Raw genomic sequence first — 21,954 nt, forward strand, 5'->3', positions numbered from 1 at the left:
ACCTCTCACCAAGTAACTAGCGAGTCGATTGCTTGCCTCACCCTGTAACTAGGGAGTCGAAGGCTCGGTAGCCGGAAGCTAGCTCCGCTTCGCTGCCCGGTAGTGCGCGGTCTTGCAACGCGGAGAACAGAACCGCCGCGGACGACCACGACCGGGGCTGAAAACCGGATCAGCGCACCCGTCACGCTCACAGACAGCGCGCATGCGCTCTTCATGAAGTTCTTCCCGCGCGTCCATCAGCTCATCCTGTAGTCCCTTGCAAGTCGTGTCTGCCTGCCCACTGTTGTAGTCGCATATCCGCTGGTTCCCGTAGCGCGGGAAGAACGGTGAGCCGCACAGTTCGCAGTCCACTTCATCGCGCAGCGTTCCGCGCTGGGTATCCCGCCAGTCGCCGGCGCGACATCCGGGGGAGCAGTATCGGGAGTCCCCATGAACAGTCTTTTCGCATCCCCAGCGCTCACAGCGGTCTGCGCCGTCGGTCCACACGTGCGTTCCCCTTTTCGGGAGTCCGTACAGGCTCTTGGTTTTCCTTAAGGGCCCATAGGGAGTCTGGATGTGTATTTGTAGTACCTAAAAAAGAAACAGCTAACAGAAAGTAGGCACCTGCTCCGCTGTCTCAGTCGGCCCGATGAGCCCGGTAGGCAGCCGAACGGCAGGTCGCACCGCAGTACGTCTTAGGTCGCCCCGTACCGCGCTGTTGCAGGCTCTTCCCGCACTGTGGGCAGGTCTCGGCTGCGTCTACAGCGCGCAGACCGGCTGCAATCCGCTGGTGTGCGTCGACCACTTCAGGGGATACGTTGCCGAGATCCCACAGCACGGCTTCGGCTACGCGCAGTAGCGTGATGAGTTGCGAACGGTGCATGAGTTACGTTGCCTTTCGTGGTTGATGCGTTGCCTTTCGTGGCGTGCGGCGTGATGTTGGCGGCTTTCGTCACCGATTCGTTCGCGAGTTGCCACGAAATGCAACGAAACTTGTGCGCGAAAAAGCCGCCCGGTATCAGTGCCGGACGGCTTTTCGTGTGGTGTCGGGAGGTTAGGCCAGCGACAAGCCCGCCACGCGAGTTGCCTGCTTCTCTGCGAGCAGCCCAAGCATCGCCAGTCGCTTTGCCTGAAGTACCGCGCTGTCACCCGTGTTGTCGCGAAACGCTCGTGTGAGTCGTCCACGGTGGGAGTCCTCCGCAGCCCACGACATGATCGTTTCCCAAATCGCGTCAGCGCTCACGTTCTCTCCTCCGCTCCGCCAGTCCCCGGAAAACTGCCTGCATTCTGTGTCTAGCGGGTCGATTGCCACGACGAAGCCCCGGGCACCTCCCCCGCTGTGAGGGAAGCGTCCGGGGCCCGTGTGGTGTCGCTACCGGCTCAGCGCCGCCGTATCGCCCAGCAGCGCCGCCATGAGAGCTTCGATCCGCCGTAGCTGCTGTCTGATGCGGTCTCGCCGGTCTTCGTTCTCTTCAGTAGCCAGCCGCGCTCTCAGCGTCTCCCAGCGCACGGACACTGCCTGATACTCCGATGCCCAGCTATCTACCTCGCCGGCTGTCAGCAGCGCGCGGCTTCCCGTCATCACAGCACCGCCCCCAACTCCATTGCTGCGTCCGCGAAGAACGGTTCCTTAAGCTCGAAGCTCACACGTCCTTCGTCAAGCTGCTCGTGCTTGCCGCGCTTCGCTCTCCGCACCCGCAACTGTGCGCCCGCTTCAACGAGCATTGCGCGCCTCTCCCCCGTGTCCGCCGCCTCCCACTCCTCCACGAACGTGCGACCCGTGTGGGTCACTTCCGTGCGCGGCTCCACACGATCGCGCGCCATCAATTCTGTGACCCGTTTGTCCAGTGCGTCACGGCGTTTCTCCCAAATGCCGCGCGTAACCGGGTTCGTCTGCGTCCCTTCAGACTCCATGTGCGCTTCGTACTCCGCGGCTGTCGCGTCGATCTCGGGTTGCGGGTCGTATCCGGGGACCGTGCGCGTTTGCGTGAGCCTCAGCCCGCCGACAGCGCGCAGAAACTCCCGCTCCACGAAGTCTTCCGCCCACGTGCGTTTGATCGTGGCGCGCGCTGCGCAGGCATGCCCCCGCGTAATCGACCCGCACCGATAGATCTCCGTGCGGCCGGCGCGCTGCAAGTACAAGCGTCCGCCGCACCCGTCGCAGATGATCACGCGCAGCAGAAGCGCCACGGTGTCCACGCGATCAGCAGCTCCCGCGCTGTCCTCCATGGCCAGTTCAGCGAAGCGCGCGCCGATCGCGTCGAATTCCTCGCGCGTCAGGATCGGCTCCGGCGTGGCCATCACGGGCGCGCCTTCGCTGTCGCGTACGGGTTTCTCGCCGGCCAGCTTCCAACCGAGGACGCGTTCCGACGTGAGAACGCCCTTCACGGTGCCATGCCGCCAGGCAAAGCGCCCGCGTGTGACGGTCTCGCCAGCGCGGCCACCCGTCTTCCCACCTGTCTCGCGTCCCTGCCGCAAGCTCCAGTGATCGCGCGGGCTGGGCACGCTGTCACGGTTCAACCCCGCTGCGATGGCCGCTGCGCTGCTCCCGTCCATCAGCTCACGGATCATGCGCTCAATGACGGGAACCGCCTCCGGGTCCTGTACGAGCGTCCAGCCTCCGCCTTCGAGCGGTGCCGGCTTGTAGCCGTACGGGGGACGACTGCCACGCCAGCGAAGCTGCATGACCCGCATGGCTGCCTGCGTGCTCGTGACGCGCTCCCGGATCGCTTGTGCTTCCATCTGCGCTGCGAACGCGAAGAGCGTGACCATGAGCTGTGCCATGGGGTCGAGCGGGTTCCTGAAGTCGAGCACGAGCCTGCCGCCCGGACCCTCCGCGAACACGATCATCTTGCGGTGATCGCGCGCCCAGGTGCTCAGAGCATGCATGTCGTCCATGGAGCGCACGGCACGGTCGAAGCGCCAGAACAACAGCGCGTCGAAATCCTCCGGCCGGCGCAGCCACTCCTTTAGCTCCGGCCGCTCGAACGGCGTGGTCTTCGAAGCACTGACGCCCAGGTCTACGGCCTCCCGGTCGCCCAGGTCGATACCGAGCGCGGCGGCGGCAGCACGGTTGGCTTCCCGCTGACGCTCGGGGCTTGTGGTCTCGTCGGTCAGTACGGACAGGCGAAGCGCGCTCACTCCGCGGAGGGTGTCGATAGTCGTCACGTGTGTGGTCAAGGGAGTCGATTGCCCGGTGCCGCTGACCAGCGAAGATGCCGCCATAAGTGGGTCACTCCTAGGACTGCTAGTCGTGATCCTTCGGGTTGCCCGCACCGCAGCTCACAAGCGCCAGACGGGGCCGCAGCCAGGCCAGGAGCTCCGGGTCCTGGTACGCGGAACCGTGGTGGGCGACCTTGAGGACGTCGACGCGGGGGAGGTCCGGGACGGTGGTCAGGAGCGCGCGCTGGGCCGCGGGCTCCAGATCTCCGAGGAGGAGCACGGTGAGCCCCGCCGTGCGCACCAGCAGCGTGACGCTGGCGTCGTTCGGGTTGGCGTCGTCGGCGCCCTCGAGGAGGGAGGGCGCGGCCGGCCACAGCACGCTCCAGTCCAGGGAGCCCAGCCGGCGGCGCTCCCCGGGCGCCGCGCGCAGCAGGGGGACACGGGCGCCGGCCGCCTGACGGCGTACGAAGGCGGCCTGGTCGGAGGGCTCGTCGAGGGTGGTGGTCTCGATGGCGCCCACGGAGCGGCCGCGCAGAACCCCCGGAAGGCCGGCGACGTGGTCGGCGTGGAAATGGGTGAGGACGAGCAGCGGAACCTTGGTGACCCCGAGGGAGCGCAGACAGCGGTCGACGAGGCGGGGCTCCGGGCCGGTGTCCACCACGACGGCGGCGCCGTCGCCCGCGGAGAGCACCAGCGCGTCGCCCTGGCCGACGTCGCAGGCCACCAGCCGCCAGGCCGGCGGCGGCCAGCCCGTCACCGCGCGGGGCAGCGGCACCGGACGTACGACGGCCAGCACGAGCAGCAGCGCCGCGGCGGCGCTCAGCCAGGGACGGCGCAGGACGCGGCGCCCGGCTGCGACCAGCACCACGGTGACGGCGGCCAGCAGCAGGGCGCCCGCCCAGGTGCCGGGCCAGTCGATCGTCGCCCCGGGCAGGGCGGCGCCACGACGGGCCACCGCCGCGATCCAGCCGGCCGGCCAGGCCGCGACCCAGGCGAGGGCCTTGGCGACGGGCATGGCGAAGGGCGCCGCGGCCAGGGCGGCGAACCCGAGGACGGTGGCGGGGCCGACCGCGAGTTCCGCCAGCAGGTTGCAGGGGACGGCGACCAGGCTGACGTGGGCGGCCAGCACCGCCACCACGGGGGCGCACACCGCTTGGGCGGCCGCCGCCGCGGCCAGGACCTCCGCGAGGCGCGGCGGCACCCTCCGGCGTCGCAGGGCGGCGCTCCAGCGCGGCGCGAGGAGGAGGAGCGCGGCGGTGGCCAGCACGGACAGCGCGAAGCCGTACGAGCGGGCGAGCCAGGGGTCGTAGAGGAGCAGCAGGAGGGCGGCTCCGCACAGCGCGGGCAGCAGGCTGCGGCGGCGGCCCGTACCGATGGCCAGCAGGGTGATCAGCCCGCAGGCGGCCGCGCGCAGCACGCTCGGGTCCGGCCGGCACACGACGACGAACCCCGCGGTGAGCGCTCCGCCGAGCACGGCCGTCACGCGGAGCGGGAGAGCCAGTCGCGGCGCCAGGCCGCCGCGTTCGGCGCGCAGGGCGAGCCCCGGGGGACCGATCAGCAGGATCAGCACCAGGGAGAGGTTGGAACCGCTGACCGCGGTCAGATGGGTCAGGTCGGTGGCCTCGAACGCGTCGTGCAGCTCCACCGGGACACGGGACGTGTCCCCGACGACCAGCCCGGGAAGGAGGGCCCGGGCGTCGGGCGGCAGGCCCTCGGTGGCCTCGCGCAGTCCCGCCCGGAGCCCGCCGGCCACCCGTTGCGCACGGCCCGGCGGCTCGACGACGCGGGGCGGCCCGCGGACCGACAGCACCGCGGCGATCCGGTCGCCCGGGCCCGTCGCCGGAGCGAGCCGGGCCTCCGCGTCGACGTGTGTCCCCGGCAGCAACGTCAGCCACTCGCGCGCCGGTTGCCGGGCGATGAGCAGGACCGGCGTGCGGACGGCGGTCGCCGCGCCCCTCGCCGCCACGCGCACCGCCTCGGCCTCCACCAGCACCGCGTCCGGGGCCCGCACCGCCCCGCTCACCTGCGGGCGGATCAGCCGGGGATCCGCGGTCAGCCGCAACTCGACCCGCGCGTGCGCGTGTTCGGCCGCCAGGGCGGGCACCGGACCGCGATGCAGATCCGCGGCGTGCAGCCCCGCGACGGCCGCGGACGCCGCCGCGCAGAGCGCCATGGTGGCCGCCGTCGCCCACCGGCGTACGAGCGACGCCGCCGCCAGGAGGACCACCGCGCACGCCCACGCCACGGCTCGCCCCGGCACGGCGAGGGCGACGCCCGCGGCGAGCCAGGCCGCGACGGCCGGTGCCACCAGACGCAGGTCCGGCGGGCCTTCCTGGCGCGGGTTCGACGCGCCCCGGGGGGAGACGGCCGCCGCGTGCACCGCCGGGCGGGAGGCGCTCACGGGGTGACCAGCGGTTTGAGATCGGAGAACCGGCGGTCCCCGATGCCGTTGACGTCACGCAGTTGCTCCACGGACGTGAAACCGCCGTGCCGTCCGCGGTAGTCGATGATGTGCCGGGCGAGCACCGGACCCACACCGGGCAGGGCGTCCAACTGCTCGGCGGTGGCGGTGCTGAGGCTCACCGGACCGCTCGCGCCCGCGACCCCCGCGACCCCCGGGACCCCGGCGACGGGCGGCGGGACCGGGCGGCCGACGACGATCTGCTCCCCGTCGGCCAGCGGGCGGGCCAGGTTCAGGGCGCTGGTGTCCGCGCCGGGCAGCGCTCCCCCGGCGGCGGCCACGGCGTCCGCCACGCGGGACCCCGCGGGCAGCCGGCGCAGCCCCGGCACTTTGACCTTGCCCGCGACGTCCACGACCAGCACCGGTTTCGCGCCCGGCGCGGGGCTCGGCGCCCGCGGCCCGGCCGCGGCGGAGGTCCGGGCGGCGGCCGGGGCCTCCGCGGCGGGCAGCGCCGCGGCGACCGGGGGCACCGCGACGGTGCGCGGCCGGCCGGTCCAGAAGTGGTGCACCGCGAAGGCCAGGGCGACGAGGAGCACGACGGCGAGGGCGGCCGCGGTCCTCGCCTCGATGCCGCAGCGGACGGAGAACCAGGTGGGGAGGCGTTCGGTGAGGGCCAGACGCCAGGCGCCCCCGACGCGGCGCCCCGGCGGGTCCGGCACGGCCCGGCGCCCCGGCGGGTCCGGCATGGCCGGCCGTTCCGGTCGCGCCGCCGGCTCCGCTCGCCCCGGTCGTTCGGTCTCCGGCCGGACCCCTCGTTCCGGCGGCCGCGGCGCACCCCGTGGCGCGGGACGCGACGGCGGACGGTCGAAGAGCGCGGCGGCCCGTTCCCGGACCGCGGCAGGGTCCGGTGCGCCGGCGGCTGCCGACGAATGCCTGCGGTGACGAGGAGTTGCGGTGGTCGATCCCATGTCAGGGACGGTAGGCGGACCACCGCCCAAGAGATGATCTTGCTCAAGTCCTGTGGATTGTCCGCAGGTTGTGGATAACTCCGTCACCCGCCAGACGTCACAGCGGAGAGACGACCGCCCCCAGCAGCCCGGGGCCCGTGTGCGCACCGATCACCGCGCCGACCTCGCTGAGGATGAGGGTGCTGAGTCCGGGGACCCGCGCCCGCAGCCGCTCCGCCAAGGCGGAGGCGCGGTCCGCGGCGGCCAGGTGGTGGACGGCGATGTCCACCGGCCGGGTGCCCGCCCGCTCGACGACGATCTCCTCGAGCCGCGCCAGCGCCTTGGAGGCCGTACGGACCTTCTCCAGCAGCTGGATGCGGCCCTCGTCCAGCTGCAGCAGCGGCTTCACCGCGAGCGCCGACCCCAGCAGTGCCTGTGCCGCGCCGATGCGGCCGCCCCGGCGCAGGTAGTCCAGGGTGTCCACGTAGAAGTACGCCGAGGTGTCCGAGGCCCGCTTCTCCGCCGCCGCCACGATCTCGTCCGCGGAACCGCCCGCCTCCGCCGCCTCGGCGGCGCTCAGCACGGGGAAGCCGAGGGCCATGGCGACCATGGCGGTGTCCACCACGCGCACCGGCACCGGCGCTTGCGCCCCCGCGAGCAGCGCGGCGTCATAGGTGCCGGAGAACTCGGCCGACAGGTGCAGGGAGACGATCTCGGTCGCGCCCGACTCCGCCACCGCGCGGTAGGCGGCGGCGAATTCCTCGGGGCTCGGCCGCGACGTGGTGACGGGCTTGCGGCGCTGCAGGGCGCGGGCCACCGCGGGCGCCGACACCTCGGTGCCCTCTTCCAGCGCTTCGTCGCCGATCACCACCGCCAGGGGCACCACGGTGATCCGGTGCCGGGTCAGGGCCTCCTGCGGCAGGTAGGCCGTGGAATCGGTGACGATAGCGACATGGGACGACATGTGCGGGAGGTTACCCGCGCCGAAGGCCGGGCGACAGTACGGCTCCGCCGAGGTGAACCCGGGTGAACGTCCCCGGGACGCGTCCCGGCCGCGTGCGGCCCGTCACAGCGCCTTGGGCGGCTGACCGGCGCCGGGCTCGGACGTCCGCTCGCGCCGCGCCCCCGGCTGAATACGCGGTTCCGGTGCCGGCCCCGGTCCCGGCTCCGGGAGCGCCGCGGGAGCCCAGTGCCGCAACGCCCCGGCCTCCAGGTCGATGTCGCGGCCCAGCGCGGCGAGGTCGTCGTCGGCGAAGCGGCGGGCGCGATCCTGGGCGGCCCAGCGCAGCGAGTCAGCGGAGTGGGTGATGCGCCGCGTGCGCTCCTCGAGCTCGCCGATCCGGGCGGCGATGCGGGCGCGGTCGGGCTCGCGCTCCAGGAGCCTCAGCTCCGCGTCGAGTTCCCGGGCGTGCGAGCGCAGGCGGCTGAGCAGGGCGACGGCCTCGCTCAGCGACGGGTCGACGGCCGCCTGTCCCTCCAGCGCCTCGCCCGTGCTCGTGACGGACGTACGCAGCGCCAGGCGCAGCTCGGCGAGCTTCCCGGCGGGCCCGGGCCGACTGTAGCGGCGGGCCTTGAGGCCGGTGTCCTCGACCACGCGGCGTGCCTCGATGCTGGTGCGCTCCACCCCGCGCTTGACCGCCCGCGCCGTCTTGACTGCGGCGACGACGCCGAGCGCCACAAAGGAGGCGAAGAGCAGCAGGATCACGGCGACGGCGACATCCACGGCGGCTCCTCTGCCTGGTCGGCCCGGTCCGTCCGACCGGCCCGGTCTGCTGGACCGGTTGTACGTCCACGGTAAACGGACGGGGGCGGGCAAGGGTTCCGGGAGAACCCTTGCCCGCCCCCTACACCGACTTGCGCCGGCCCGGTGATCAGGCGGCCGTCAGCCCGCCACCCATCACCCGGCCGACGCGCGGTCACGCCGTCACGCCGTCACGCCGTCACGCCGTCACGCCGTCACGCGGTCACGCCGTCACGCCGTCACGCCGTCACGCCGTCACGCCGGGACGATGTTCACCAGCTTGGGCGCCCGCACGATCACCTTGCGGACCCCCGCACCGTCCAGCGCGGCGACGACCGCCGGGTCGGCCAGGGCCTGGGCCTCCAGGTCCGCGTCGGAGATCGTCGGCGGCACCTCCAGACGGGCCTTGATCTTGCCCTTGATCTGCACGACGCAGGTGACGGTCTCGTCCACCACGTACGCCGGGTCGGCCACCGGCAGGTCCTCGTGCGCCAGGGACCCGTCGTGCCCCAGCCGCCGCCACAGCTCCTCGGCGATGTGCGGGGCCAGCGGCGCGATCAGCAGCACCAGGGGCTCGGCCACCGAGCGCGGCACGGGGCCGCCCGCCTTGGTCAGGTGGTTGTTCAGCTCGGTGATCTTGGCGATGGCGGTGTTGAAACGCAGGCCCTCCAGGTCCTGGCGGACGCCGTCGATCGCCTTGTGCAGGGCGCGCAGCGTGTCCTCGTCCGGCTCGGACCCGGTCACCGTGACCTCGCCGGTCGTCTCGTCCACGACGTTGCGCCACAGCCGCTGCAGCAGCCGGTACTGGCCGACGACGGCGCGGGTGTCCCAGGGACGGGAGACGTCCAGCGGGCCCATCGCCATCTCGTACAGGCGCAGGGTGTCGGCGCCGTACTCGGCGGCGATCTCGTCCGGGGTGACGGCGTTCTTCAGGGACTTGCCCATCTTGCCCAGCTCGCGCTTGACCTGCTCGCCGCCGTACCAGTAGCCGCCGTCCCTCTCCTCGACCTCGGCCGCCGGGACGGGGAAGCCGCGGCCGTCGCGGTAGACGTAAGCCTGGATCATGCCCTGGTTGAACAGCTTGTGGAACGGCTCGACGGACGAGACGTGCCCCAGGTCGAACAGCACCTTGGACCAGAAACGCGCGTACAGCAGGTGCAGCACCGCGTGCTCGGCGCCGCCGACGTACAGGTCGACACCGCCGTGCGGCTGCCCCTCGCGCGGGCCCATCCAGTACCGCTCGATCTCGGGGTCGACCAGCTTGCGGTCGTTGTGCGGGTCCAGGTAGCGCAGCTCGTACCAGCAGGAACCGGCCCAGTTGGGCATGGTGTTGGTCTCGCGGCGGTACGGGCGCACGCCCCGGCCGTCGCCCAGGTCCAGCTCGACGTGGACCCACTCCGCGTTGCGGGACAGCGGGGTCTCGGGCTCGGTGTCGGCGTCGTCCGGCTCGAAGGTGCGCGGGGAGTAGTCCTCGACCTCGGGCAGCTCCAGCGGCAGCATCGACTCGGGCAGGGCGTGGGCCACGCCGTCCTCGTCGTAGACGATCGGGAAGGGCTCGCCCCAGTACCGCTGGCGGCTGAACAGCCAGTCGCGCAGGCGGTAGTTGATGGTGCCCTCGCCGATGCCGCGCTGCTCCAGGTACGCGATGACCTTGCGCTTGGCGTCGGCGACCTCCAGGCCGTTCAGGTCGATCTCGTCGTTGGCGGAGTTGATCGCCGGGCCCTGGCCGGTGTACGCCTCGCCCTCCCAGCCCTCCGGCGGCCGGACGGTGCGGACGACGGGCAGGTCGAAGACGGTGGCGAACTCCCAGTCGCGCTCGTCCTGGCCGGGGACGGCCATGATGGCGCCGGTGCCGTAGCCCATCAGGACATAGTCGGCGACGAAGACCGGGATGCGGGTGCCGGTCAGCGGGTTCACGGCGTACGCGCCGCTGAAGACGCCGGTCTTGTTCTTGCCCTCGGTCTGCCGCTCGACGTCCGACTTGGCCTGCGCCTGCCTGCGGTACTCCGCGACGGCCTCGGCCGGGGTGGCCGCGCCGCCGGTCCAGGCGTCCTTGGTGCCCTCCGGCCAGGCGGCCGGCACCACGGTGTCGACCAGCGGGTGCTCGGGGGCCAGCACCATGTAGGTGGCGCCGAACAGGGTGTCCGGGCGGGTGGTGAAGACGGTGATCGGATCACCCGGGTGGCCCTCGACGGCGAAGCCGACCTTGGCGCCCTCGGAGCGGCCGATCCAGTTGCGCTGCTGCAGCTTGATCGCCTCGGGCCAGTCCAGCGCGTCCAGGTCGGACAGCAGGCGGTCCGCGTAGGCGGTGATGCGCATCATCCACTGGCGCAGCTTGGCCTTGAAGACGGGGAAGTTGCCGCGCTCGGAGCGGCCGTCGGCGGTGACCTCCTCGTTGGCCAGCACGGTGCCCAGGCCGGGGCACCAGTTGACCGGGGACTCCGAGGCGTACGCCAGGCGGTACTCGCCCAGGACGGCGTCACGCTCGACGGGGGTCAGCTCGGCCCAGGGGCGCCCGTCCGGGGTGTCCCGCTCGCCCTTCTCGAACTGCTCGACCAGCTCGCCGATCGGGCGGGCCCGGTCGGCCTGCTCGTCGTACCAGGAGTTGAAGATCTGCAGGAAGATCCACTGGGTCCACTTGTAGTAGTCCGGGTCGATCGTGGCGAACGACCGGCGCGTGTCGTGGCCCAGGCCCAGGCGGCGCAGCTGCCGCCTCATGTTCTCCATGTTGGCCTCGGTGGACACCCGGGGGTGGGTGCCGGTCTGCACCGCGTACTGCTCGGCGGGCAGGCCGAAGGCGTCGAAGCCCAGGGTGTGCAGCACGTTGTGGCCGGTCATGCGCTGGAAGCGGGCGAAGACATCGGTGGCGATGTAGCCCAGCGGGTGGCCGACGTGCAGTCCCGCGCCCGAGGGGTACGGGAACATGTCCATGATGAACTTCTTGGGCCGGGCCAGCTCGCCGTCCCCGGCCAGGTCACCGGTGGGGTTCGGGGCGGCGAAGGTCTGGTTCGCGTCCCAGAAGTCCTGCCAGCGGCTCTCGATGTCGGCGGCCAGGGCGGCCGTGTAGCGGTGGGGCGCAGCCGCCTCCGCGGCGGGGGTGGTCTCGCTCATCGTCCTTCGTACTCCATCGCTGTCATGACGGCCTGCGGCCCGGCCGCCGTACGGGCATCTGCCTGCGGAACCGCGGAGCTGCGGAAACGAAAAAGCCCCTCGCACAGGAGGGGCGCCGCACTGACATCGATCCTGGTCAGCACGGCTCACTAAGCAGAAGGCGTACGGCACGCATGGGGTCAGGGTACCCCAGAGCGGGAAGGGCCCGCACCGAGGTTCCCCCCGGTGCGGGCCCTTCCGTGCCGTTTCCGGCCGTGCTCAGCGGCCGTGCTCAGCGGTGGTGCTCAGCGGTGGTGCTCAGCGGTGGTGCGGCTTGTACGTGTCGAGGTAGCCGCGCGCCGGGGTGCCGACGCCGGTCACGTCGTCGTAGCCGACGACCGCGGACAGCGAGCTGTCCTTGCCGAGGCTGCGGAGCGAGGTGATCGTGCCGTCCGCCGCGTCGAAGCCGTTGGCGTAGTCCACGCGGACCACCGCGAGGTCCTTGCCGCGGCCCAGCGGGTGGTCGGTCACGTCGTGGTACGCACCGGTGCCGTAGCGGTCGTAGATCAGCGGGTTGGCGAAGCCGATCGGCACACCGTGCCGGGCCTGCTGCGCCAGCGCCTGCACGCCCGCGATGACCGGCGCGGCCAGCGAGGTGCCGCCGATCCGGTACTCGCTGTACTGGAGGGACCCGTCCGGGAAGGCCTGCGTCTGGCCGACCAGGAAGCCGGTGTTCGGGTCCGCGACGGCCGCGATGTCGGGCTCGACGCGCTGCCTGACCGTGCCGCCGTTGGCCCGGGCGAGCGAGTCGGGGACGACGCCGCGCTGGTAGAACGGCTGCGCGTACAGCTTGCTGGTGCCGCCGCCCGCGCCGGAGGTGTAGGCGCCGGGGAAGGCCGTCCAGCTCGAGCCGTCCTCGGCCAGCGTCGCCTTCAGGGTGCCCCAGCCGGTCTCCCACTGGTACTTGTCGCCCTTGCCGACGGCGAGCGAGGTGCCGCCGACGGAGGTGACCCAGGGGGAGTTCGCCGGGGTGTCGACCTGCTTCGCGCCGGTGCCCAGCGGGTTCGCGACGTTGTCGCCCGCGTCGCCGGAGGAGAAGTAGAAGCCGATGCCCTCGACCGCGCCGATCTGGAAGATCTGGTCGTAGGCGGCGGCGATGTCCGGCGTCTCGTTGGACTCGAGGTCGCCCCACGAGTTGGAGACGATGTCGGCGAGGCGGTGGTCGACGATCTTGCCGAGCGCGTCGAGCAGGTCGTCGTCGGTGCAGGAGGAGGCGCCGACGTAGGTGATGTCGGCGGCCGGGGCGACCGCGTGCACCGCCTCGACGTCCAGGGTCTCCTCGCCGTACCAGCCGGAGGCGTCGCACTCGTCGGGGCTGGTGTAGCGGTAGTCGCCCGGCAGCACCTGGGAGAGCTGGCCCCGCTTGTACGCCGCGTCGCCGTTGCGGGCCGCGTACTTCTTGGCGTCGGCGACGATCGTCGGGGAGGCGAACGCGTCGGTGATGGCGACGGTGACGCCCTTGCCGTTGTACGAGCCGGCTCCGTAGGCCGCGCGCAGCTGCTTGCCCGTGTAGCCCTTGACGGCGTAGGGGGCGCGCGTGCCGTAGGCGACCGGCAGCTTCTTGTTCGTGTTCGACCCGTAGTACGTGGAGAAGGGGCCGGCGTTCTTGAAGACGGCGCCGGGCGGCGGCAGCGTGTCCTGGTGCCGTGCGCGCCGCGGGGAGTTGTCCAGGCCGGTGACCGTGAGCACCGCGCCGCCCAGGGAGGCGGGCACCGAGGCCGTTCCGGTCGGGGCGTGGTAGGTCTTGGCGCCCTTCGCGTAGTTGTGGAGCTGGGTGCCGAACGCCCGCTCCGCGTCGGCGACGTCGCCGGTGACGGTCAGGTAGTGGTCGTTGGCGCCGGTGACCCGGAGCCCGGAGGACTCCAGCCACTGCCGGGTCTGTGCGACCTGCTGCGCGGTGGCGCCGAAGCGGGCCTTGGCCTGCTTGGCCGAGAGGAACGCGCCGTACGAGGCGGAATCGGGGTCCGACACGGCCTTGGCGTAGGCCGCCAGCCCCTGGGCGTCGCGGCCGGCGAGGTAGACCCGGAGGGTGACGTCGGCCGAGTCGGCCGTGGCGCCCCTGTCGGCCTTGGCGGTGGCCCAGACCGGCTTGCTTCCGGCCAGGCCGTGCCGTCCGTGCGGCGCGTCGGCCTGCGCGGTGGGTATGCCCATCGCCAGAGCGCCGGCGACCAGCGGCAGTGTCGCCGCCAGGGCCAGGCCGGCCCGCCTTCTCGAGCGGGTTGAACTCATGTAACCCCCTGCTGTGTGAAGTTCTCGCGGAGTGGCGGCGCGCCGGAACCGGCAGCGCGCGGAGACCGCCACGCCACTCTCGCGATGAACAGCTCATGCCAGGTACATGTGTTCGCCAAGAAGGACTCAAGGAAGGCCCACGAAAGGGCAATTGGGAGGGCGATCCGATCCGGAATGCGGACATATGGTGCCGGAGACCGGACGTTCGGAGAAGGAGCCGATCATCCTTGCCGAACGGAGCCCGAACAAACCAACGTTAGCAGTTCGTAATGATCCTCATCCCGGGTTGTCGAAAGACGATCGTTCTGGCCACCCGTAGGGGTTAGCGTCTGCCCCATGCGCACCAACCGACAGTCCCCGGACGGTCGCCGGACCCCCCCGATACCGGCGAGCGACATCCTGTCCGGGGCCCTTCGCGCCGCACGGTCGCCCCGCGCCTGGGCGATCGCCGGCACCGCCGCCGCCCTGCTCGTCCTCGCCGTCACCGCGGGGCCGTACCTGCGGGCGTTCCTGGACTTCGGCGCCGGCGTCCTCACCCTCGTCTCCCTGAGCTGCACCGTCATCTGGGGCCTGGTGTCCACCGACACCGTCTTCCTCGGGCCCCGCGAACGCCTGCTCACCCAGGGCATCCACCGCGGTCTGGGCGTCGCCGCGATCGGGTTCCTGATCCTGCACGTGACCACGAAGATCGTCGAGGTACGGGTCACCACCGCCGGCGCCTTCCTCCCCCTCGGCGTGACCGGCCGGGACGGGCTCATCGCCCTCGGCGTGCTCGCCGCCTACCTGATGATCCTCGCCGCCGCCACGGGCGCGATGCGCAGCGTCTTCGCCGCCAACCGCCACCCCGTGCGGTGGCGCATCCTGCACAGCACCGCCTACGCGTCCTGGTGCATGGCGCTGATCCACGGCCTGCAGTCCGGGCGTTCGGCCAAGTCGTGGATCATCGTGGCCTACGGGATCTGCCTGGTGGGTGTCGCCATCGGCCTGATCTACCGCCTCCGCAGGACCCGTGGCGAGGCGCTCTTCCCCGAGACCCGGGAGCGCTCCGCATCCTTCCGCAAGCTCGGCGGCGAACGGGCCGCGTCCCGGGGCGGTTCGGGCGGCCGCCGGCGCGCCGTACCCCGCGAGGAGACCGGGCCCAGCCTGGCCAGCGCCTACAGCCAGCCGCTGCCGCCGCTGCCCAACTTCCCCACCGCCCAGCAGTACACGGCTGTCGCTCCCCCGGTCCCGGACCGTACCCTCGGCTTGGATCCCGCGGCCGCCACGATGCAGATGCCGCCGGTACCCGCCGAACCCCAGGCGGCGTACCCGCAGCAACAGCAGGTGCCGTACCAGCAGCAGCCCCAGCAGACCGGCTGGGACGGCACCCCCGCATGGGGCACGCCGGTGCAGGGCGGCGCACAGGACGTGGATCCGCTGGGGGCCGACCGGCTCCAGCCGATCGCCTGGCAGCAGTCCACGCCCGGCCCCTATGAAGGACAACGATGAGCGTTCCCGCCATACCGGACCGGTCACCCGCCCCTCGCTCGGGGGCGGGTGACGTGCTCCCCGACGTGCGTACCGTCGGGCTGCCCCGGATCACCGCGGGTTTCGACGAGGTGGAGCGCCTGGACCGGGTGACCCATCTGAACGTGCACGGTTCCATGCCGAGCCTGACCGAGGGCGAACTGCTCGACCTCGCGGAGCTGATGGGACTGCGCGGCCGCGGCGGCGCGGGCTTCCCCTTCTACAAGAAGCTCAAGGCCGTCGGCGAGGCCGCGCGACGGCGCGGCACCCCGACCGCCGTGATGGTCAACGGCTGCGAGGGCGAACCGGCCTGCCGCAAGGACGCGGTCATCCTGCGCCGCGCCCCGCACCTCATGCTGGACGGCGCCCTGCTGTGCGCCGAGATCCTCGGCGCCCGCGAACTGGTCATCAGCGTCACGCGCGACACCAACGAGCAGTCCGTGCGCGACGCCCTGGCCGAGCGAGGCCTCGGCACCAAGCGCGGCCGCCAGTTGAGGGCCCGGATCGTGCGCATGCCGGAGCGCTTCGTGTCGGGCGAGTCCTCGGGCATCATCTCTGCGGCCAACGGCGGCCTCCCCCTGCCGCCCGGCAAGAAGGTGAGCGCGAGCGAGTCCGGCCTCGGCGGGATGCCGACGCTCTTCTCCAACACCGAGACCTTCACCCAACTGGCCATCGGCGCCCGCATGGGAGCGATCCGCTTCGGCTCCGCGGGCGCCCCCGGCGAGCCCGGCACCGCCATGCTGACCGTCTCCGGCTCGGTGCCGCGGCAGACGGTCGTGGAGACCCCGACCGGTGTCCCCATGTCGTACATCCTGCAGATGTGCGGCGGGAACCCGGGTCAGGGGGTGCTCGTCGGCGGCTACCACGGCGCCTGGATCGACCCCAGCGTCGCCTCGATGGTGACGATATCCAGGGAGAGCCTGGAGGCCCACAAGGCCACCCTCGGCGCCGGCGCCCTGCTGCCGCTGGACCCGGGACTGTGCCCGCTCGGCGAGTCGCTGCTGGTCGCCCAGTGGCTGGCCGCCGAGACGGCCGGCCAGTGCGGACCGTGCCGCCTCGGACTGCCCCGTATGGCCGGGCTGCTCCAGGACGTGCTCAACGGCGGCGGACAGGCCGCGCTGGAGCAGCTGCGGCAGACCGCGGTGGCGGTCAAGGGGCGCGGCGTGTGCAAGCACCCCGACGGCTCGATGCGCTTTGTGATGTCCAGCATCAACGCCTTCACCGACGATCTCGCCGCCCATGTGCTCGGCGGCGGCTGCGGCCGTCCCACGGTGGGCGTGCTGCCGCTGCTGAAGTCCGATCCCCCGATGCCGCGCGGCGGCGGCTCCGCGGGCGCAGCGGCCGCGGCGCCCAGCAACAAGCGGCTGAACGTCGACTGGACGCTGTGCAAGGGCCACGGCCTGTGCGCCGGCGTGCTGCCGGAGATCGTACGGCTGGACCGGGACGGCTACCCCGACATCGCCGGCACGCCCGTACCGCCGCACCTGGACGCGGCCGCGCAGCGCGCGGTGGCCCGCTGCCCGGCGCTGGCGCTGCGCATGGAGGAGGGCGGCCGCCGCTGACCGCGCTCGCACGAGGGGCCCGGCACCACCATGGTGCCGGGCCCCTCGTGCGTCCGTGCCGGCCGGCGGGCCGGCACGGGGCGTTCACGCCGGCTGGTCGCCGGTCATGCGCCTGAGCCACTGCCGGGCCAGCCGGCGCTCCTCCTGGCTGAACCCGGCCTCGAGCTCCCGTTCGCGTTCGCGCACCACGGGCCGGGCCTCCTCGAGGCGCTCGCGACCGGCGTCCGTCAGGAAGACCTGCTGGCTGCGGCCGTCCGTGGGGTGGCGCCGGCGCTCGACCAGACCCTGGTCGGCGAGTCCGGCGAGCAGTTCGTTGGCCGACTGACGGGTGCTGGCCACGGCCCGGGCCAGGTCGGCGATGGTGATGCCCGGCTGGTCCGCGAGTACGAGCAAGGAGGCGTACTGGGCGACGGACAGCCCGAGCCCCGACAACGCGCCGTCCATGGCCCCGCGCATGTTCAGCCACGCCTGACGGACCAGGAAGCTCAGACAGAGCTCATCGATGTCGGCGTCCACCCAGGTCTCCCCTCGCATTGACAGGAACCTTACGTTCTTGGCACGCTAAGAACGTAAGGGCCCTGTCGATCCTACCCGAGACGGCCGGCCCTCGGCAGTTCCGCGTACCCGCTCACCGGAGGTGTGCCGCACTATGTCCGATCGCTTAGAGAGTGGGCAGGAGGGGCCCGAGGTCAATCCGGGCCTGGTGCTGCTCCTCTGCTCGGGCGCGACCTTCATGGCGTTCCTCGACCTGTCCGTCGTGAACATCGCGTTCCCCAAGATCATCGAGAAGTTCCCCGACACCGGGATGGCCACGCTGACCTGGGTGGTCAGCGGTTACGCGGTGATGTTCGCCGCCGTGCTGACCCCGGCGGGACGGCTGGCCGACACCGTCGGGCGCACCAGGGTCTTCCTCTGGTCGCTGACCGGCTTCACGCTCGCCTCACTGGCCTGCGGCGCGGCCACCGGCCCCGAGTGGCTCATCGTGGCGCGGTTCGCGCAGGGCGCGCTGGCGGCGGGGATGATCCCCTCGGCGCTCAGCCTGATCATGTCCTCGACCCCGCCGGAGAAGCTGATCAAGGCGATCGGCACCTGGTCGGCGGTGGCGGGTTTCTCCGCCGTGGTCGGCCCGGCCATCGGCGGCGTGCTCGTGGAGCAGATGAGCTGGCGAGCGGTCTTCTACATCAACGTACCCATCGGTGTCCTGCTGGCCGTCGCCGGACTGAGGGCGCTCCCCCGCCACCGTCCCGAGACGGGCAGCAGGCTTCCCGACGTCGTCGGCACCGCCGCGCTCGCGCTCGGCATCGGCCTGGTCGTGGCCTCCCTCACCGAGGGCGACTCCTGGGGCTGGACGAGCGCCCGCACGCTCGGGCTGCTCGCCGGCGGACTCGCCCTGGGCGCCTTCGCGGTGCTCAGGTCGCGGCGGCACCCGTCCCCGGCCATCGCCACCGAGCTGTGGAAAAGCCGGAAGTACGCCGTGGTCAACGGTGTCTCCGCGGTCTTCGGCGTGTCGATGTTCGCCTGGCTGCTGGCGGGCGCGCTCTTCGCCACCGGCGTGTGGCACTGGAGCATCATGGAGGCCGCCGGGGCGATGAGCGTCGGCGCGGTCGCCTCCATGGTCACCTCGACCATGGCCGGGCGAGCCTCCGAACCGGCCACGCACCGGCGGTTGGTGATCCTCGGCGCGCTGATGTTCGCCGCCTGCACCGCGCTGATGGGCAGTGACTTCCTGGGCCCGGATCCCGACTTCTGGGGAGCCTGGGTCCCGACCGGACTCCTGGGCGGCGGCGGCCTCGGCTTCGCGGTCACCTCGCTGTCGTCCATCGCCGCGACCGCGCTGCCGCCGCTGCAGTTCGCGGCCGGGGTGGGCATGAACCTCACCGCGCGCCAGATCGGCGGCGCCCTGGGCACGGCGATGCTAGCCGCCATCATGGCCGCGCACTCCGCGCCGGGCATCGACGCCTTCCACGACCTGTACCGGGTGTGCACGGCCGTCACCGTCGTGGCGGCGCTCGCCGCCCTGGGACTGACCGACCGGACCCCCGCGGCCGCCCCCCGGCAGGAGACGGGCACGCAGACACCGGCGGAGGTCTCCGGATCCTGAGACCCCCCGGGAACCGGGGAGACGGGCGGCCGGGAGAACGTTGAATCGTTCTCCCGGCCGCCATCCTCCCGTTTTCCGTCAACATTCCCCACGATTACTCGGCGAACGACGGAGTAAAACACTCCGGAAAGAATTCAAGGAATAAACCAATCCGCTCCCGCCGATCATTACCAATGGGTCGGCACAAACAATTTTCTTGCAGTCAACCCCTCCCCGTGGCAGACTCGGTCGCGGCAGGGCCGGAAGTTCGGGAACGACCATTTTCCGGCTCGTAGATCAGTGACCACGGGGGGACCTGGTGCACACCGTTCTTGATTGGATCGACCATGCCGCCGACGACCGGGGAATCCACTTCTCCGATTCCGTGACCGGCTGGTCGTTCGTTTCCCACAGCACACTGGCCGGCGAGGCCCACCGGGTGGCGGCCTTGCTCCACGCTCACGGCGCGCAGCCCGGCGATGTGGTGTCTCTGCTGGTCAACGAGGTACGTGACTTCGCACCCGCCTTCCTCGGCACCATGCTGGCCGGCCTCACCCCGGCTCCGATCGCCTCGCCCCTCACTTTCCAGGGAAATGATCGGTACACCGAGCACGTCACGGACGTCCTGAAAGTCGCGGAACCGGCTCTGGTGCTGTCCGACGCATCCCTCGCGGAAATAGCGGAGAAGACCTCGGCGCAACTCGGCGGCGGCAACGTGATACTTCTGGAGGAGTCGGCCGGATTATCGGTCGGAGATTCCGCGCGACGCACTCCGGCGGAACTCGGGCTGCTGCAGTTCACCTCCGGTTCCAGCGGTTCGCCGAAGGGTGTCCGCGTGTCCCGGGACAATCTCGCGGCGAACGTCCGGAGCATTCACGAGTGGCTGGGCACGACCGCTGCCGACTCCTGCTCGTCCTGGCTCCCGCTCTACCACGACATGGGGCTCATCGGGACGTTCCTCGGTTCGCTCACGGCCCGGATCGACCTCTGGCTCATGTCGCCCCTGGACTTCGTGCGGAACCCGCTGCGCTGGCTGGAGGCGCATGGCCGGCATGGCGCGACCATGACCACCGCCCCCAACTTCGGCTACGGCTACACCGCCAAACGCGTCCGTCCGCAGGACCTGGAGGGAATGGACTTCTCCCACTGGCGGGTCGCCATGAACGGGGCGGAGCGCATCGACCCCCGCGCCGCCGCCGCGTTCGCCGCGCTGCTCGCCCCGCACGGCTTCCGCACCACCGCTTTCGCCCCCTGCTACGGCCTCGCCGAGGCCACCCTGGCGGTCTCGGGCGTCACGCCGGGCTCCGGGGCGCGCACGGTACGGCTGGAGGGCGGACTGCACACCGGCCGGCCCGTCGTGCCCACCGGCCGGGGAGAGCTGGGGACCGTCCACCCCGACGGCGGGGCGAGCTGGCTGACCTCCTGCGGCCCGGCGGTGCCGGGCGCCGCCGTGGACATCGTCGACGAGGACGGCGCCGTGCTCCCCGAGGGGCACTTCGGCGAGATCCGCGTCCGGGGGACGTCCGTGGCCGGCGGCTACCGCTCCCGCGTACCGGACGCCTCGTCGAACTTCACGGACAACGGCCTGCGCACCGGCGACGCGGGATTCCTGCTGGAGGGCGAGCTGTTCGTGGTCGGCCGGGTCGGCGACAGCATCAAGGTCCGGGGCCGCAAGGTGCACGCGGAGGACCTCGAGACCGGGCTCACCGCGGTCGACGGCATCCCCTCCGGGCGCTGCGCCGTCGCCCTCGGTACGACCGGCGAGGCCCACCACGTGGTGGCCGTCGTCGAAGCGGGCGACTCCGGCTGGCTCGACGGCGCCCTCGCCGTGATCCGCGCCGCCACCGACGACACCGTCAGGGTCACCGTGGTCCGCGCCGCGCGGGGCGGCATCCCCCGCACCTCCAGCGGCAAGCCGCGCCGGCGCCTGCTCTGGCGCCGCTTCCAGGACGGGGCGGCCCTCGGGGAGGTCGTGCACGGCACGGCTCCCGCCGCCCCCGTCACCGGCTGACGCCGCGCCCTCCGGGCGCCCGCCCCCACCGGGCACGCGCATCCGCCGTGAGGTCCTTCCGCGATTCGTGAATTCCACCGCGTTCCCGCAGCGGTCACGCATGCCCTGAAGACGTGAATTCCCACAAGGAGAAAGTGCAATGACGACTGCCGCCACCACGGACACCGGCCCCGGCCAGGGCTATGTCCCCGACATCACCGCGGAACCCGGCACCGATGAGCACGGGCAGGAACGGCAGGGCCGGCTGGCCACCTCCGCCGACCTCTACCGCCGCTGGGAACGCCAGCAGTGGAGCGTCGCGCAGGTCGCCCCGGCCCGGGACGCGGAGCGCTGGAACGCCCTCACCCCCTTCATGCGGCAGCAGATGCTGGGCGCACTGGCCGAACTGGAGGTCGGCGAGGTCGCGGTGACCCACACCCTCGGCACGCTCATCGACAGCCCGCCGACCGAGGACGACCGCATCTACCTGTGCACCCAGCTCGCCGACGAGGCGCGCCATGTGCGGTTCTTCCAGACCTACCTGGAGGACGCCTGCGGCATCGACCTCGACGCCGCGGAGGGCGGCGACCTGGAGGCGGCGGCCGACTACGCCAAGGTCTTCGCCCCCGAACTCACCAGGGTCACCTCGGAGGTCCGGCGCAGCGGCGACACCGAGTCCTGGTACCGCGCCCTGGTCTACTACCACCTGATCACCGAGGGCGTACTGGCCGCCACCGCGCTGCGCACCACCCGCTTCCTCGCCCGGCGGCTGCGACTGGCCGCCCTGGAGGAGGGGCTCACCAACGTCACGCGCGACGAGTCGCGGCACGTCTCGTTCGGGCTGCGCGCCGCCGAGGACGGTGTGGCGCGCGGATACGGCCGGGTGGTCGAGGACGCCCACTTCGAGGCGATCGGCATGGCGGCCTGGGTGCTCGTCGGCCCGGCCCGGCACAACCCGTCTCCCGCCATCCCCGCCGCGCTCGCCAGCCGGGCCGCGCAGTTGCAGGGGGCCGTCGACATCGGCGAGGAGCGGCTGGTCAAGCAGCTGCGCCTGATCGGCCTGCCCCAACTGGCCGACCGCGCCGGGCGGGCCTGGCGCGCGGAGATCGACAAGGCGCTGTCCGCCTACGAGGAGCGCTGGTCGGCGCCGCACCCGATCCGTGCCGCCGCGGCCCGCGCCGCCGCCCGGTGAACCACCCCTCGGTAC

The 21,954-nt window shown here is 72.0% G+C and carries 14 protein-coding genes; 5 read left to right on the top strand and 9 right to left on the bottom strand.

Going from position 1 to position 21,954, the window contains the following annotated elements:
• Nucleotides 1–1,351 precede the first annotated feature (1,351 nt).
• From CHF15_RS29130 to CHF15_RS29165, 8 genes are all read right to left on the bottom strand, one after another.
• The gene (locus CHF15_RS29130; protein ID WP_143681655.1) at nucleotides 1,352–1,561 is read right to left on the bottom strand and encodes a hypothetical protein; all 210 of its coding nucleotides are present in this window, start codon (nucleotides 1,559–1,561) and stop codon (nucleotides 1,352–1,354) included.
• Entirely contained in the window at nucleotides 1,561–3,120 is a 1,560-nt protein-coding gene (locus CHF15_RS29135) for a recombinase family protein (protein ID WP_089226982.1), read from the bottom strand. Before CHF15_RS29135 ends, CHF15_RS29130 begins: the two co-directional genes overlap by 1 nt.
• 106 nt (nucleotides 3,121–3,226) lie before the next feature.
• Nucleotides 3,227–5,542 carry a ComEC/Rec2 family competence protein gene (locus CHF15_RS29140; protein WP_089226883.1) on the bottom strand — a complete coding sequence of 772 codons (2,316 nt, stop codon included), beginning with the start codon at nucleotides 5,540–5,542 and terminating at the stop codon, nucleotides 3,227–3,229.
• Nucleotides 5,539–6,288 carry a ComEA family DNA-binding protein gene (locus CHF15_RS29145; protein WP_245939088.1) on the bottom strand — a complete coding sequence of 250 codons (750 nt, stop codon included), beginning with the start codon at nucleotides 6,286–6,288 and terminating at the stop codon, nucleotides 5,539–5,541. The genes CHF15_RS29140 and CHF15_RS29145 overlap by 4 nt, the downstream gene beginning before the upstream one ends.
• Before the next feature lie 319 nt (nucleotides 6,289–6,607).
• Entirely contained in the window at nucleotides 6,608–7,453 is an 846-nt protein-coding gene (locus CHF15_RS29150) for a DegV family protein (protein WP_089226885.1), read from the bottom strand.
• A gap of 102 nt (nucleotides 7,454–7,555) precedes the next feature.
• Entirely contained in the window at nucleotides 7,556–8,212 is a 657-nt protein-coding gene (locus tag CHF15_RS29155) for a hypothetical protein (protein ID WP_089226886.1), read from the bottom strand.
• 273 nt (nucleotides 8,213–8,485) lie between these two features.
• Entirely contained in the window at nucleotides 8,486–11,341 is a 2,856-nt protein-coding gene (leuS, locus tag CHF15_RS29160; protein WP_089226887.1) for a leucine--tRNA ligase, read from the bottom strand.
• Nucleotides 11,342–11,638: 297 nt separating this feature from the next.
• Nucleotides 11,639–13,609 (bottom strand): S53 family peptidase, encoded by a 1,971-nt coding sequence (locus CHF15_RS29165; RefSeq protein WP_089226888.1) that lies wholly within the window; start codon nucleotides 13,607–13,609, stop codon nucleotides 11,639–11,641.
• A gap of 336 nt (nucleotides 13,610–13,945) precedes the next feature.
• On the opposite strand from CHF15_RS29165, the gene CHF15_RS29170 reads away from it, so the two are divergent.
• Nucleotides 13,946–15,097 (top strand): hypothetical protein, encoded by a 1,152-nt coding sequence (locus tag CHF15_RS29170; protein WP_089226889.1) that lies wholly within the window; start codon nucleotides 13,946–13,948, stop codon nucleotides 15,095–15,097.
• Nucleotides 15,094–16,677: an NADH-quinone oxidoreductase subunit NuoF family protein gene (locus CHF15_RS29175; RefSeq protein WP_245939089.1), complete on the top strand. Its 1,584-nt coding sequence runs from the start codon at nucleotides 15,094–15,096 to the stop codon at nucleotides 16,675–16,677. The genes CHF15_RS29170 and CHF15_RS29175 overlap by 4 nt, the downstream gene beginning before the upstream one ends.
• A gap of 84 nt (nucleotides 16,678–16,761) precedes the next feature.
• On the opposite strand, the gene CHF15_RS29180 is transcribed toward CHF15_RS29175, so the two are convergent.
• Entirely contained in the window at nucleotides 16,762–17,211 is a 450-nt protein-coding gene (locus CHF15_RS29180; RefSeq protein WP_089226891.1) for a MarR family winged helix-turn-helix transcriptional regulator, read from the bottom strand.
• A gap of 115 nt (nucleotides 17,212–17,326) precedes the next feature.
• Between CHF15_RS29180 and CHF15_RS29185 the strand changes: the two genes are divergently transcribed.
• The 3 genes from CHF15_RS29185 (at nucleotide 17,327) to CHF15_RS29195 (ending at nucleotide 21,939) form a co-directional block, all read left to right on the top strand.
• The gene (locus tag CHF15_RS29185; protein WP_089226892.1) at nucleotides 17,327–18,778 is read left to right on the top strand and encodes a DHA2 family efflux MFS transporter permease subunit; all 1,452 of its coding nucleotides are present in this window, start codon (nucleotides 17,327–17,329) and stop codon (nucleotides 18,776–18,778) included.
• Nucleotides 18,779–19,076: 298 nt separating this feature from the next.
• Entirely contained in the window at nucleotides 19,077–20,768 is a 1,692-nt protein-coding gene (locus CHF15_RS29190; protein ID WP_107418579.1) for an AMP-binding protein, read from the top strand.
• 139 nt (nucleotides 20,769–20,907) lie between these two features.
• Nucleotides 20,908–21,939: a ribonucleotide-diphosphate reductase subunit beta gene (locus CHF15_RS29195; protein WP_089226894.1), complete on the top strand. Its 1,032-nt coding sequence runs from the start codon at nucleotides 20,908–20,910 to the stop codon at nucleotides 21,937–21,939.
• Nucleotides 21,940–21,954: the final 15 nt, after the last annotated feature.

Origin of the sequence: Actinacidiphila glaucinigra (genome assembly GCF_900188405.1) — a bacterium.
GTDB lineage: Bacteria > Actinomycetota > Actinomycetes > Streptomycetales > Streptomycetaceae > Actinacidiphila > Actinacidiphila glaucinigra.